Below are 13,028 nucleotides of genomic sequence, written 5' to 3'. Positions count from 1 at the left end.
GTTCCAGATTTATTTTAAGCTTAAAATTTTCAACAACTACTCTTTAAAACTGTCTCAGACAGTATAAGTTCCCTTAATTCAAAAACTTCAGAATTCATTCTTTTCCACCAGTGGATTCAGGTGTTTTAAAAAAAGTCTCTACGGTAATTTGCTCATGCAAAGTTTTATGTACGGGGCATTTATCCGCGATTTCCAGAAGCTTTTCTTTCATTTCATCAGTGACATCTCCCTTGATCTCCAGCCATCTCGTGAATTTGGACAATTTTGAATTTTTCGAGTCTTCAACTGAAACACTGTCATTTTGGTGGATTTTTTCATGATTGAGGTAGACGTTGATTTCCTCCAAAGCCCAACCTTTTCGATTCGCATACATTTTTAGGGTCATTGCAGTACAAGTGCCCAAAGAAGCCAGCAGTAAGTCGTAGGGAGTAGGTCCAAGGTTATTTCCGCCAACTGACTCTGGTTCGTCAGCAATCAGGTGATGAAAAGGTGTCATTACCTCCGCAGTGTAAGAATCTCCTGATAGCCGGACTTTTACCTCATGACCTTGTACATCATTTTCAGATACTTCGGTTGGTAGGTATTTTTTTGACCAGGAACTGATGACCTCACCTGCATATCTGCTTTCATTGGGATCACCAAGGAGGTGGTCTGCTTTGTCCAAGCTGATAAAACTTTTGGGATGAAAGGCAGCTTGGTACAAATCAGCCGCATTGGAGATATCCACTATGCTATCCTGAGGAGAATGCATAAACAGAAATGCTTTGCGCATTCCATGGAGTAATTCCAGAAGATTTTGGGATTCCAAATCCTGAATAAACTCATAACTCAGGGTAAAGGGTCTCCCGCCTATATTGACTTCTGCACTTCCCTCTTTTTCGATTTTGTCCACATCATTCGCAAACAGACGCTTGACATGATTAGGCTGGGAAGGAGCACCTATAGTGACTACCGCTTGGATACTTTCGAGTTTTGCTGCGGCTAAAATGGCTGCCGCTCCTCCTAGCGAATGTCCAATGATCAACTTTGGAGCTTCAAAGTTTTCCTCAAGGAATTGGGAAGCAAGGATCAAATCAGAAACATTGGACGAAAATCCCGATTCACCAAAATCCCCATCAGACCTACCCAATCCTGTAAAATCAAAACTCATCACTGCCACTCCCAGTTGACTGAGTCTATCGGAAATGTTGGTTACGGCTTTGAAGTTTTTGGAACAGGTAAAACAGTGTGCAAAAATTGCGAAAAACCTAGGCACTTCATCCAAGGGATGGTAAAGTCTTGCCGAAAGCTTTTCTCCAGATGCATTGGTAAAAAACAATTCTTGGATTTTCATGGGAATTCGGATTCAAAAATTAATGGTAAACTCTCATAAGATAGCAAACCATGAATTCTTACCCTAAGAAAATTTGCCCTGATTTACGCATTTAGGAAGGTAGAAAGCCCAGAAAACTCCATTATTTAATGGATGAATCCTTGATCAATCGGTTGATTTTATTCTTGATCCTTTGAAAAAATCCCGAGGAAGAATCTGCTCGTCCTATGCCTTTCTTACAAACTCAGACTTAAGTGCCATGGAGCCAAAACCGTCGATTTTGCAGTCGATGTTGTGATCACCTTCCACCAATCGGATATTTTTAACTTTTGTGCCTGCTTTGATGGATTTGGGAGCACCTTTCACCGGAAGGTCTTTCGCAATTACAACCGAATCGCCATTTGTAAGAATTGTCCCATTGGCATCTTTGACCACCAAACCGATTTCTACTTCTGTTATTTCATTTGGATCCCATTCATGGCCGCAATCTGGGCAGACCATCTGGTTATCCATCTCATACGTGTATTCGGAATTGCACTTGGGGCAAGGTGATAAATTTTCCATGGGACAAAGATAAAAAATATTTATACCTAAGCCTTGTCCTAAGATTTGGTAAACCGCAATTAGTATAGATTGGATTACTAAACGGTCCTATTCATAAAGCGAGGTCAATAACTGATGAAGGACTAGATCCACTTTGTCTAGATCAAACTGACGACCACCTCCATAAATCACTCCCGAACTGGAGCCCATCCATGCAATTTCATTGGTTTGGGAGTCTTGAATAATAAAAATCACCTTTCCGATCATTCCTCGGTTTATAATTGAATTTTGCCCACCGCTGACAACTGAATTGCCAGAATTATTTGCGCTATAAAAGGGACCCGGAATGGAGGAATTGTAGAACTGCCCTCCTTCTTTAATGAATTCTCGAGAAACTATCACTCCCTGGATCAAAAAATCAGGGTTTTCGGAAACTTCCTCAAATCCATACTCGATCAGTTTGTCTCTGAAGGTGAGTTTGATTCGCTCATTTCGTTTATCTGAATAATCTTCCTCGATCATTTTAAAAGTCTGATATTCTTTCAGCAGTTGAGAATTTGCGAGGGTATCCACAGAGATGACTTCTGAAACCCTACATGATGCCAAAACGAAAACTAGAGGGAGCAGTGGGAATAGATTTTTCATATTTCGAGGATTGTCTTGGAAACAACTAAAATTACGGATTATTCAACAAGTAGATTAAAACCAACCAAAATTTTAGAAATTCATTTTAAAATTCACTCCCATTGGTCCCAAACTAATATTTTCAACCAAGTTTGGCAGCTCTTTTCCATGTACCTGATGAAAGCCATACATCACCCCGTCAAAAGCCAAAAGAAAGGCTCCTTGGAGAATGACAGATTTACCAAAACCAATTAATCTCGAATTGTCTTTTCTTAATCCACGCTCTTTCATGTATAATCCACCGGCCATGTATGCCAAATCCAAGGCTCCATTCAAAAGCAATACTTTTTCGATTCCCTGCTGTGCTTCCATGGTAGTCCAAAAATCTGTTCCGGGAGTTTCTTTTGTTGCTTGCCAATAGCCAAAACCTGCGATAACCAAATTGACCGAGTTCCAATACAGGTTCATTTGGTGGAAAGCCTTGGTCTCGCCTGTGGTCTGACTCGCTCCTATCCCACCCCAGACCATATTTCCAACTGCCCAAGAACCCAAAATCATCATTCCCTGCTTGTTGTAATCCAATCTGGTTTGGTTAAAATCAGCTAAAGCGGGAATCTCCTGCGCTAAAGCTTGGGTCGAAAAAAAACAAAATACCACTAAAAGTAGCCCAAAGCTGAAATAAGGTTTTCTCATGGTATTGAAACAGGTTTTGAAGTGCTAAAGTTTTTCTTAGCCGCTGTAAGTGATCCAAATCATTCGCAATCCGTAGAAAATCATCACCAGGCCCACTCCCTTTTTCAAAAGCCACATCAGCCGAGGCGTCATCAAATGGGACAATTGCTTGGCCATAAAGGCTTTTATTAAGTCAATTGCAAAGACAGTCATCAAAATCCCTACATAGTAATTTAGGACTTGCCCACCACTCCAATCTGTTTTCAAAGAAACCAAACTCGCGATCGAAATCCAGAAAAGCAGCACAAACGGATTGACTCCATTGACTCCAAATCCTTTGACAAAAGCAGTCCGCTTTCGCTGATGAGGAAGTTCTAAACCACCAGAATTGGGACGGATCATTTGCTTTTTAGCCAGAGAGCTTATTCCAAACCCAACCAAAATCATACCTCCGACATAACCTAAAACCAATTCAAAATACGTCGTGTCAGCAAGAAACTTGATCCCAAAAAAAGTCAAAATCACATATAGAGAATCACTGACCAAAATCCCAAAGGCAAGCATGGCTGCATAGCGAAACCCATGCTCCATGCTGTTTTGGATCAAAGTGAAAAACACGGGACCCACTATTGCTGAAAGCAAAAGCCCCATGCTGATCCCTTCCAAAAGTGATTGGATCATTTAGAATGGCCGTTTTCTGAAAGAAACTTAACCCAATCTCCAGCTTTCTCCCCCTTCAAAACCCGTGGAAATTTATGCTGTCCCCCCTCTTTTCCCTGACTTTTCATCCATTTGTAAAAGAGGTCTGATGGCAAGACGTCGACATAGACTTTTTTCAGGGCATGCTTTCGCTCAACGGCATAGTCGTCATTCAAGGCTTTGAGATTTGCGTCGAGAAGTTCCTGCAGTTTTTCAGAATCGACTTCATCATCAGAACCTACATACCAGTGATGTGCAAAGAGACTTTTGTAAGGCACTCCCAAAACGGTGAATTCTTTCACCCGGAAATTGAGTTCTTCAGCCGTCAGTTCGATGGCTTTGTTCATGTTATCGACTGATAGATGCTCCCCGCATAAGCTAAGAAAATGCTTGGTGCGTCCTGTAATGATGATCTCAGACTCTTCTTTGGAGACAAACCTGACAACGTCGCCAATTAAATACCGCCAAGCTCCGGCACAGGTCGTGATCAGCAAAGCATAATCTTTTCCCTCTTCGATTTCATCGATTTTGAAAGTTTGAACAGTGGAGCGGACGTTTCCTTCTTCATCAAAGTTCTCTCCGTTAAAAGGAATGAATTCATAGAAAATTCCATTATTCAGCACCAGCCGCATGGATTTTCGATTGGGCAAGGCTTGGAATGCCAAAAATCCCTCCGATGCCAAATAGGTTTCGATGTAGATCAGCGGCTTGCCGAGCAGCTTTTCGAAGCCTTTTTTATACGGTTCAAATGAAACACCGCCATGAACGAAAATCTGCAGATTAGGCCAGATTTCGTGGATATTCTTGACTTTATACCGTTCGATGATTTTTTCCATCAACAGCTGCAGCCATGCCGGCACGCCCACAATAATCCCGATATCCCAATCTCGGGCCTGCTCCACGATCTGATCCAACTTATCTCCCCAATTCCTGTTTCTTGCGATCTTTTTGCCCGGTTTATAAAATCGCTGGAGCCAGATTGGAAGCTTGCTGGCAGTGATTCCACTCAAGTCTCCGGAAAAATAGGTTCCGTTGAACTCCAGATCGGTACTTCCTCCGAGCATCAATATTCCCTTGGTAAAAAGTGATGCCGGCAAATCATATTTCGAAAGGCTCAAAATCTGTCGGACTCCCGTTTTCCGAATAGCATTTACCATCGACTTGGTGATCGGTATGTATTTGGAGGCTGCACCTGAAGTTCCCGAACTCAGCGCAAAGTATTTCACAGCTCCCGGCCAAGTGATATTTTTCTTTCCCTGCTGCAGTTTATGCCAAAATTCAGCATGAATTGAATTGTAGTCATAGACTGGAACTTGGGTTTTAAACTTGTCATAAAATTCCTGGTTTCCATTTCTGAAGCTTCGCAACACCTTATCAAAATCGTATTTCTTTCCGATTTCAGTTTGTTCTGCTTTAAGGAGGAGCTTCTTCAATTGCTCTTTTTGGAGATCTATCGGGCTGGAGTATTCCTGTTCCAAACTCTCCCGGAGTCTGATGCCTTTTTTGAGCAAGTTGCTGAGTATTGCCATATCTTTGTTTTGGCGGGTTTATAGAAAAATTAATTGTTAAAAATAGAAAATGGATATCAAAGCCAATCTAGAAGGTATTAAGAAATCGTTTCCAAATTCATATTGCAAGTTGATCGCAGTCAGCAAAACCAAGCCGCTGTCTGATCTCAAAGCTGCTTATGAAGCTGGTATTCGGGACTTTGGTGAAAATAAAGTTCAGGAAATCCAAGCCAAACAGCCTGAGATGCCAGCTGACACCCGTTGGCACATGATCGGACATTTGCAAAGCAACAAAGTCAAATACATCGCGCCTTTTGTCCACCTGATTCATGGTGTGGACTCTTTCAAATTACTTCAGGAAATCAATAAGCAGGGTAAAAAAATCGACCGCCAGATCTCCGTTTTGATCCAAATCCATATCGCTGAGGAGGAAAGTAAGTTTGGTTTTGATCGAGCCGAATTGGAGGAAATGCTGGGTTCACAAGAGTTTGCCGAATTGACTCATGTGAAGGTGATTGGGCTGATGGGCATGGCCACTTTTACTGAAAATGCAGATCAGATCCGGAAAGAATTCAACGGGTTGAAGCAACTTTTTGAGGAATTGAAAGGCCGTAAACTCCCCGATTTCGTTGATTTGAAAGAAATCTCCATGGGAATGAGCGGGGATTATAAAATCGCACAGGAAGAAGGAAGCACGATGGTGCGAATTGGATCGGCGATATTTGGAAGCAGAGGAAAAATTTGAGATTTGGAGTTTGAGATTTGAAATTTCACACACATTTTCCTTCAATAGGCCATTAACCGATCCCCTAGATTTAAATAACTCAATAACAAATAACTATTACTCTTTTGAAACCAACCACAATCATCCAAACCGCAGCAATCTTTGGCGCAATTGCCGTAGGAGTAGGAGCTTTTGGCGCTCATGGACTGAAATCGATGTTGGAAGCTTCCGGTAGATTGGAAACTTTTGAAACTGCTGTCAAATACCATTTCTACCATTCTTTGGCTCTTTTTGGGTTGGGAATTTTAGCTTTTGTAAAGCCAAAATGGAAAAAGTTAAGCTTGAGCTTTTGGGGATTTACTATAGGAATTTTGATTTTCTCAGGATCACTTTATGTGCTTTGTCTGAGCGGCATCACTTGGTTGGGAGCAATTACTCCTTTGGGTGGCGTAGCATTTATTTTGGGCTGGTTAGGCTTGTTTTGGGGCACGATTTCAGCAAAGCAAAGTGAAATCTAACATGCGTTTTTCCTTTCTTTTTGTACTGCTTTTTGTCTCTCAGTTAGCCTTTCCTCAGCTTTCCAGAGACCAATTTTCCAAACTTGAATCCGCACTTGGTGACCAAAGTTTTTTCAGCGGACACCTCACCGGATTTATGCTGTATGATTTGGATTCGCAGCAGGTTTTGTTTGAGAAAAACTCCCAAATCCGCTTTGTCCCTGCATCGACGACCAAGCTTTGGACACTTTTTGCAAGTATTCTAATCCTGCAGGACAGCACCCAAACGCTCCGATATGTCACCTCAGGCGACACGATTAAGATTTGGGGAAGCGGGGATCCGAGTTGGAAATACAAGGAATTCATTCAGCCTGATTTTCAAAAATTGCTCAGCCCCTACTCGGTTGTCCAATTCTCAGATGCTAATCAGGTTTCCCCTGGCTTTGGATATGGCTGGCAATGGGATGATTATTACTACGATTATTCTGCGGAGCGGAGTTCGCTACCGATTTATGGGAATTTGGTAGAGGTGCGGAAAGTGGGAAATCAACCCACCGTTTTTCCGCTACTTTTTCAGTCCGCTATCCGGATGACCACCAAACCGATCAAAGAACTCGAGCGGGATTTCCACAGCAACACATTTTCCTACAATCCAGCCACTTTTCTGGGCAGAGAGAAATACATTCCTTTCCTAACCCAACCGGATTTATTGGTTCAATTAGCTGCCGAGGCGACAGGTAAAAAATGGATTTATTCCACAGAAAGTCTCCCTGAAAATCACCAGGTTTTTCGTGGTTCGCCGCTGTTTCCATTGCTAAAAGAAATGATGCTCGAAAGCGACAATTTCATCGCGGAGCAATTGCTTTTTATGATCTCTGATCGCCTTTTTCAAGAGTTGGATACCGAGCGAGCGATCGAATACATCCTGAAAACCCACCTTTCTGACCTACCAGACCAACCCAAATGGGTAGATGGAAGCGGACTCAGCCGTCATAATTTATTCACGCCACGCTCGATGATTACACTTTTTGACAAGATCTATCGATTCCTTCCCGAAAATCAATTGTATGAGTTGCTGCCAACAGGTGGGAAAACTGGAACGCTAAAAAACAGCTATCAAGCAGCTACTCCCTATGTTTTTGCCAAAACAGGAACAATGGCCAACAATCACAGTCTGGTTGGCATAATCAAAACCAAAAGCGGAAAAGTGTATGGCATGGCTTTTATGAATTCCAATTACCCTTATTCCGCTTCCACAGTCCGAAAAGAAATGGAAAAGGTGCTGGTGATGGTGAGGGATATGTTGTAGGTGGTTGATGCGGGATGTCAGATGACCGATGGTTGGGAAGTTTATATGTTTTACTCTAAAGTTTTTATAACTCCTTTGCAAACAAAAAAAGGATTAAAAGTTTTTGTCATTGGTTGGCCTCCATGCTGCGAAACTACGTTTGAGCTCCGCCTTTCTAGCACAAAATATTAATCGGATAGGCGCGATGGGAGGATTTGCCAGCGAGCCAGCGTTTGGCCACGTGCGGTAGGAGCTTTGGCAAATCTTGACCTTTTGGTTCTTTTGGGTCAAGCCAAAAGAACGAAAAAAAAATCCCAAAATTCAGAAGTGATGGAGTTTTTAGGTAAGCGGAAAAAGAGTTCGGTCTCGTAATTATCGACGTATTTCATGAGTTTTTTTTATAAAATTTCATTTTTTTCAAAAACACTGTAAGGTTTCCAAGGCCACTCGGTCTAAAGAAGAAAAAAAGCACAAACCATGAAAAAGCTATTCCTTCTTTACTTCATTCTTTTTGGAAGTTTATCTACTTCATTCACTCAAGGCTTGGATGTCAGAGTCTCTGGCAAGGGACCAAAAATCATCCTCATTCCAGGACTTGCTTCTTCTGGGGAGGTTTGGGACGAAACTGTTTCTCAACTTTCTGAAAGCTTCGAATGTCATGTCCTCACGCTTCCAGGCTTTGGCACCAATCCCAAAATAGAAATGCCAGAGGGATTCATTTCCACTATGGAAGGTTTGATCACCGATTACATCAACAAACAAACTGAAAAAGTAACACTAATCGGACACAGCCTCGGCGGATTTCTCTCGCTCAGGCTATCCCGGAGCATCCCTGATAAAATTGATCGTGCCATCATCGTCGACTCCTTTCCCTTTTACTCCGCTGCCTTTAATCCCGCAGCAACTGAGGAAAATATGGTAGAAATGGCCACTCAAATGAAGCAATTGATGATCGCTCAGAGCCCCGAGCAATACCGGGCGCAGCAGGAGATTTCCATGCCTGTCATGACTACCAACACGAATAAACTTCCAATCGCGGTGGACTGGTCCTTGGAAAGTGATCGGGAGACGACTGCTCAGGCACTTTTTGAATTGATGACGACAGATTATCGGGATGAGCTGGCTGAAGTTTCTACACCAATACTCGTCCTAGGAGCATGGCATTCGGGCAAAGCCTATGGATTGACTGAAGAAAGCGTCAAAAAAACCTTTGAGACCCAATATCAATTAGCGAATAATGTCCAAATTGAAATGGCGCCAACCGCTCACCACTTCATCATGTGGGACAACCCAGAATGGTTTATGGAAAAAGTGAACCAATTTCTTAAATGAAAAGTCAAAAAGAACTTCAGTTTGAAGCCGTATACCAAAGTCACAAAGACAAAGTGTATCGACTTTGCCTAGGTTTTGTAAGGGAAAAGGAACTTGCAAATGACCTTTTCCAAGAGATCTTGATCAAGATTTGGCGGCATTTGGACAGTTTTAAAGGCGAAAGCGATATCAGTACCTGGATCTATCGGATAGCGTATAACACTGCCCTGACTTTTTCCGCAAGGGAAAAGAAAAAAGGCGAAAAGCATACCGAAATCCCAGCAAATCTGGATCTAAGCGAACCAGAAAACTACCAATCAGAACAGGAAATCCGGATTCAATTGCTCTATCAAGCCATCAATGAACTTTCAGAATTGGATCGGGTGATTGCAACGCTTCTTTTGGAAAATACCGCTTACAAAGCCATCGCTGAGATCAGCGGGATTTCTGAAAATTACGTCGCTGTGAAAGTCAACCGGATCAAAGCAGCTTTAACCCAAAAACTCAACCCCCAACCTCATGGAAACTAACTTCAACGATATACAACAACTTTGGCAGAGCCAAAAAGCAAGCAATTTTGACCTTGGCGGTCTGATTCAACAAATGAAAGCAACCGAAAAGAAACAAAAAATGGAATGGATCATCGGTTTGGTTTGCACCCCGATTACCATCATTTTTTTGGTCTATGCGCTTCCGCTCAAAGACAGTCTTTTGGGTATTCTTACGCTTTTGATTATCAGTTTTGGCATGGCTTGGGTCCTCTGGCTAAACAGTAAATCACTTCTGAGACAGGTGGAAGATTCCGAGCTTTATAATCAGCGGGACTATCTGAAAGAACAACTTCAAAAGCTCAATCTCCGGGGCAAGATCATCCAAAAGCACATGATTACGTATGGAGTTTTGTTGGCTTTAGCGATCAATTTGGGCTATTTGGAAGTACTATCCCCTCTGGAATTAAAGTTCAGGCTAATAGCCCATATAGGAGCAACTTTGTTTGTCGCAGGGATTATGTGGTTCACTTTAAAAAAGAAGCAGAGAAAGTTTGATGTCGAATCTCGACCTGTGATCAGGCAATTGGAAAAACTACTCAATGCAGCAGAAAATTGAATGATAACCCTGTCATTTGGCAGGGTTTTTCTTTGTCAGGCCATATCTATTTCTTTGTCAGGCTGAGCAGAGTCGAAGCCAAGAATTTTAAAAGCTTAAGCAAAAAGGCACTATTTTCACCCAAAATATTTCCAAAATGGACAAACGGACTTTTCTAAAATCAATAGGATTTGCTGCAGGATCAATACCATTTCTAAGTTTTGATTTTAGCAAAAATGTAGACCTCCCCTCTCCCCTTTTACCCAAATCCATAAAAAAGGGCGATACCGTCGGAATCATCAGCCCATCAGCCGCGACTGCCGATCGCATGGAATTTACTTTTGCTAAAGAAGCCATGGAGGCTTTAGGATTTAATGTAAAGCTTGGAGAAAACCTCAAAAACCGTTTTGGACACTTGGCCGGAACTGATGAAGAGCGGGCAAATGATCTGAATCAAATGTTCACTGACCCGGAAGTCAAAGCTGTGATCTGCATCCGAGGTGGTTCAGGTGCAGCACGAATTCTTCCTTTGATCAACTATGAAATCATCAAATCCAACCCAAAACCGATCTTGGGCTATTCGGATATTACCGCTTTACATTGTGCGATTTACAGTCAAACCGGTTTGATCACGTTTCATGGGCAAAATGGAACCGGAAGTTGGAACAGTTTTAATGTGAAACAATTCGAAAAAGTCTTTTTTGAACGGGAATTGGTCACTTACCAAAACGAAACAAGCAAAGGAGATGACCTTGTTTCCAAAGGAAATCGGATTCAAACTCTTAAAGGTGGAATTGTAGAAGGTCCCATTTTAGGAGGGAATTTGACCGTTCTTTCAGCTTTATCAGGAACTCCATATTATCCTGAATTTCAAGACGCTATTTTATTCATTGAGGACATCGGAGAGGATCCTTATCGGATCGATCGGATGATGAGTACGCTACAACTGAATGGAACTTTAGCCAAAATCAAAGGCTTTATTTTCGGTCAATGTTCAGGCTGCACACCGGGTGGCGGCTATGGTTCTTTCACAGTAGATCAGATTATGGATCAGTACATTTTGCCACTTGGAATTCCTGCCTACACCGGCGCAATGATCGGTCATATTCCAAAGCAATTTATCATCCCTGTGGGAGCAAAAGTAAGAATGGATGCGGATAAAGGGACATTTACGATTTTGAATCAGGTGTTTTCTTAAAAAATCAAAGTTGTCCAAAGACCATTTTAAATAAGGATTTACTAGATTAAATCTCCTTTGATTGCCTATTAAACTGCCCATGAAAATACTATTATTCTTCATCATCGCTTTTAGCTTCTTGAGCTGCAAAAGCACCGATTTATCCGAACCCATGTCAAAGACCACACCATTATCCTACCTCGCCCTTGGCGATAGCTACACCATTGGAGAAGGAGTTCCTGAAAATGACCGATACCCCGTTCAACTGGTAACAATGCTCAAAAATGAAGGAAAGGTTAATTTTTCAGCTCCTCAGATTATTGCCAAAACAGGTTGGACCGTCGACGAACTAGATGCTGGAATCAACGCAGCAACTACCAAATCTGAAGGTTATGATCTGGTCACCTTGCTTATCGGCGTCAATAATCAATACCGAGGAAGGCCAGTAGCCGACTTCGAAAAGGAGTTTGAGGCCATGCTTCAACGGGCGATTGAATTTGCCAGAGGCAAAAAAGAGCATGTGGTGGTAATTTCAATTCCTGACTGGGGAGTGACTCCATTTGCAGTAAATCGAAAATCTGATCAGGCGAAAGTTGCAAAGGAAATTGATGCCTATAATGCTGCAAAAGAAGCCGTTTGCAACAAGTACAAAGTCACTTATATTGATATTACAGAAGATTACCGTGCCATTGGAGCCAATCCTGAAATGGTCGTGGAAGATCAGCTTCATCCTTCTGGTTTGGTTTATTCTAGATGGACAGAAAAGATTTTGACTGAAGTTCAAAGCATGAAATTTTAATCCCATGAAATCACTGCTTCTTTTGCTCAACCTGACACTATTGGTAGCTACTTCCTGCCAAAAAGAGACTTCAACTGAAAATGTAAATGACATCGAAATCTGGTGGATCAACTCTGCAAAAGTGGACTGCACAGGCGTAGGACCGATGTCCTGCTTTCAAATCCAAAAAGGCGATAAACTAGAAAGCGGAAGTTGGGAACTGTTTTACAACCAGATTGAGGGTTTCGGATACGAACCAGGAAACCTGTATCAGGTAAAAGTGGAAATCAGCAAAAAATCCGAACCCATACCTGCAGACGCTTCCTCTTTAAATTTCAAACTAGTGGAAATCATGAGCAAAGAACCTGATGCAAGCCTGAGGCTGACCAATATCTGGAAAGTACTGGAAGTCGGAGAGTTCAAAGACCCGAAAAGCTTCAAAACCGGCGAAGCCTTAACCTTTGAGATCAATCGAAGCGCAGGAACTTATTTTGGCGATATGGGCTGTAATTCAGTTCGAGGTGGAATCAAAGAAGCTGATGCTGAAAATCTTATTTTGGGTCCTGGTGCAAGTACGATGATGGCTTGTCCGGATATGAATGTGGAACAGGCGATTGGAAAAGCCTTAATTGATACTCGGAAGTACAAACTTGAAAACAACCAGCTTCATTTGATTGATTCACTTGGAACAATTCTGATCAAGTTTCAGGCTGTAGACTGAATTTATTCAGTTGGAAACACATTTGGCAAAATACCCTAAATTATACTGGTAATTTTTGGAAGTTAATGTCTTCATCGCCTTTTTTCCA

15 protein-coding genes are annotated in these 13,028 nt (G+C 42.0%); 9 read left to right on the top strand and 6 right to left on the bottom strand.

Annotated features, from left to right (window positions below; translation table 11 throughout):
• Positions 1-94: 94 nt before the first annotated feature.
• The 6 genes from DK188_RS12830 to DK188_RS12805 form a co-directional block, all read right to left on the bottom strand.
• On the bottom strand, positions 95-1,333 hold the full coding sequence (locus tag DK188_RS12830; RefSeq protein ID WP_111671224.1) for a bifunctional alpha/beta hydrolase/OsmC family protein: 1,239 nt from the start codon (positions 1,331-1,333) through the stop codon (positions 95-97).
• Positions 1,334-1,537: 204 nt separating this feature from the next.
• On the bottom strand, positions 1,538-1,876 hold the full coding sequence (locus DK188_RS12825; RefSeq protein WP_111671223.1) for a zinc ribbon domain-containing protein YjdM: 339 nt from the start codon (positions 1,874-1,876) through the stop codon (positions 1,538-1,540).
• A gap of 87 nt (positions 1,877-1,963) precedes the next feature.
• The gene (locus tag DK188_RS12820; RefSeq protein WP_111671222.1) at positions 1,964-2,500 is read right to left on the bottom strand and encodes a DUF4136 domain-containing protein; all 537 of its coding nucleotides are present in this window, start codon (positions 2,498-2,500) and stop codon (positions 1,964-1,966) included.
• A 72-nt stretch (positions 2,501-2,572) separates the two neighbouring features.
• Positions 2,573-3,172 carry a DUF6992 family protein gene (locus DK188_RS12815; RefSeq protein ID WP_111671221.1) on the bottom strand — a complete coding sequence of 200 codons (600 nt, stop codon included), beginning with the start codon at positions 3,170-3,172 and terminating at the stop codon, positions 2,573-2,575.
• A gap of 36 nt (positions 3,173-3,208) precedes the next feature.
• Positions 3,209-3,832 carry a LysE family translocator gene (locus DK188_RS12810; RefSeq protein ID WP_111671220.1) on the bottom strand — a complete coding sequence of 208 codons (624 nt, stop codon included), beginning with the start codon at positions 3,830-3,832 and terminating at the stop codon, positions 3,209-3,211.
• On the bottom strand, positions 3,829-5,379 hold the full coding sequence (locus DK188_RS12805; protein WP_111671219.1) for a GH3 family domain-containing protein: 1,551 nt from the start codon (positions 5,377-5,379) through the stop codon (positions 3,829-3,831). Before DK188_RS12805 ends, DK188_RS12810 begins: the two co-directional genes overlap by 4 nt.
• 49 nt (positions 5,380-5,428) lie before the next feature.
• Between DK188_RS12805 and DK188_RS12800 the strand changes: the two genes are divergently transcribed.
• The 9 genes from DK188_RS12800 to DK188_RS12760 all read left to right on the top strand — a co-directional run bounded on the left by DK188_RS12800 (position 5,429) and on the right by DK188_RS12760 (position 12,940).
• On the top strand, positions 5,429-6,103 hold the full coding sequence (locus DK188_RS12800; protein ID WP_111671218.1) for a YggS family pyridoxal phosphate-dependent enzyme: 675 nt from the start codon (positions 5,429-5,431) through the stop codon (positions 6,101-6,103).
• Positions 6,104-6,207: 104 nt separating this feature from the next.
• The gene (locus DK188_RS12795; RefSeq protein WP_111671217.1) at positions 6,208-6,600 is read left to right on the top strand and encodes a DUF423 domain-containing protein; all 393 of its coding nucleotides are present in this window, start codon (positions 6,208-6,210) and stop codon (positions 6,598-6,600) included.
• Between the two features lies 1 nt (position 6,601).
• Entirely contained in the window at positions 6,602-7,888 is a 1,287-nt protein-coding gene (locus DK188_RS12790; RefSeq protein ID WP_111671216.1) for a D-alanyl-D-alanine carboxypeptidase, read from the top strand.
• Between the two features lie 456 nt (positions 7,889-8,344).
• Positions 8,345-9,199 (top strand): alpha/beta fold hydrolase, encoded by an 855-nt coding sequence (locus DK188_RS12785; RefSeq protein WP_111671215.1) that lies wholly within the window; start codon positions 8,345-8,347, stop codon positions 9,197-9,199.
• Positions 9,196-9,708 (top strand): RNA polymerase sigma factor, encoded by a 513-nt coding sequence (locus tag DK188_RS12780; RefSeq protein ID WP_111671214.1) that lies wholly within the window; start codon positions 9,196-9,198, stop codon positions 9,706-9,708. Before DK188_RS12785 ends, DK188_RS12780 begins: the two co-directional genes overlap by 4 nt.
• Positions 9,698-10,285, top strand: a complete 588-nt coding sequence (locus DK188_RS12775) for a hypothetical protein (RefSeq protein WP_111671213.1) — start codon at positions 9,698-9,700, stop codon at positions 10,283-10,285. The genes DK188_RS12780 and DK188_RS12775 overlap by 11 nt, the downstream gene beginning before the upstream one ends.
• 136 nt (positions 10,286-10,421) lie before the next feature.
• On the top strand, positions 10,422-11,462 hold the full coding sequence (locus DK188_RS12770) for a S66 peptidase family protein (RefSeq protein WP_111671212.1): 1,041 nt from the start codon (positions 10,422-10,424) through the stop codon (positions 11,460-11,462).
• A gap of 79 nt (positions 11,463-11,541) precedes the next feature.
• Positions 11,542-12,240 carry an SGNH/GDSL hydrolase family protein gene (locus tag DK188_RS12765; RefSeq protein ID WP_111671211.1) on the top strand — a complete coding sequence of 233 codons (699 nt, stop codon included), beginning with the start codon at positions 11,542-11,544 and terminating at the stop codon, positions 12,238-12,240.
• A gap of 4 nt (positions 12,241-12,244) precedes the next feature.
• The gene (locus DK188_RS12760; RefSeq protein ID WP_111671210.1) at positions 12,245-12,940 is read left to right on the top strand and encodes a DUF4377 domain-containing protein; all 696 of its coding nucleotides are present in this window, start codon (positions 12,245-12,247) and stop codon (positions 12,938-12,940) included.
• Positions 12,941-13,028 lie beyond the last annotated feature (88 nt).

Origin of the sequence: Algoriphagus litoralis (assembly GCF_003259255.1) — a bacterium.
Taxonomy (GTDB): Bacteria; Bacteroidota; Bacteroidia; order Cytophagales; family Cyclobacteriaceae; genus Algoriphagus; species Algoriphagus litoralis.
The sequence above is the reverse complement of the archived record's forward strand: the minus strand, read 5'-3'. Positions and strand labels throughout refer to the sequence as shown.

Excerpts from the sequence above, each read along its gene's own strand:
- DK188_RS12770 (WP_111671212.1), top strand. The coding sequence starts at position 10,422 with ATGGACAAACGGACTTTTCTAAAATCAATAGGATTTGCTGCAGGATCA.
- DK188_RS12805 (WP_111671219.1), bottom strand. The coding sequence starts at position 5,379 with ATGGCAATACTCAGCAACTTGCTCAAAAAAGGCATCAGACTCCGGGAG.
- DK188_RS12830 (WP_111671224.1), bottom strand. The coding sequence starts at position 1,333 with ATGAAAATCCAAGAATTGTTTTTTACCAATGCATCTGGAGAAAAGCTT.
- DK188_RS12785 (WP_111671215.1), top strand. The coding sequence starts at position 8,345 with ATGAAAAAGCTATTCCTTCTTTACTTCATTCTTTTTGGAAGTTTATCT.
- DK188_RS12780 (WP_111671214.1), top strand. The coding sequence starts at position 9,196 with ATGAAAAGTCAAAAAGAACTTCAGTTTGAAGCCGTATACCAAAGTCAC.
- DK188_RS12760 (WP_111671210.1), top strand. The coding sequence starts at position 12,245 with ATGAAATCACTGCTTCTTTTGCTCAACCTGACACTATTGGTAGCTACT.
- DK188_RS12810 (WP_111671220.1), bottom strand. The coding sequence starts at position 3,832 with ATGATCCAATCACTTTTGGAAGGGATCAGCATGGGGCTTTTGCTTTCA.
- DK188_RS12815 (WP_111671221.1), bottom strand. The coding sequence starts at position 3,172 with ATGAGAAAACCTTATTTCAGCTTTGGGCTACTTTTAGTGGTATTTTGT.
- DK188_RS12800 (WP_111671218.1), top strand. The coding sequence starts at position 5,429 with ATGGATATCAAAGCCAATCTAGAAGGTATTAAGAAATCGTTTCCAAAT.
- DK188_RS12765 (WP_111671211.1), top strand. The coding sequence starts at position 11,542 with ATGAAAATACTATTATTCTTCATCATCGCTTTTAGCTTCTTGAGCTGC.
- DK188_RS12790 (WP_111671216.1), top strand. The coding sequence starts at position 6,602 with ATGCGTTTTTCCTTTCTTTTTGTACTGCTTTTTGTCTCTCAGTTAGCC.
- DK188_RS12825 (WP_111671223.1), bottom strand. The coding sequence starts at position 1,876 with ATGGAAAATTTATCACCTTGCCCCAAGTGCAATTCCGAATACACGTAT.
- DK188_RS12820 (WP_111671222.1), bottom strand. The coding sequence starts at position 2,500 with ATGAAAAATCTATTCCCACTGCTCCCTCTAGTTTTCGTTTTGGCATCA.
- DK188_RS12775 (WP_111671213.1), top strand. The coding sequence starts at position 9,698 with ATGGAAACTAACTTCAACGATATACAACAACTTTGGCAGAGCCAAAAA.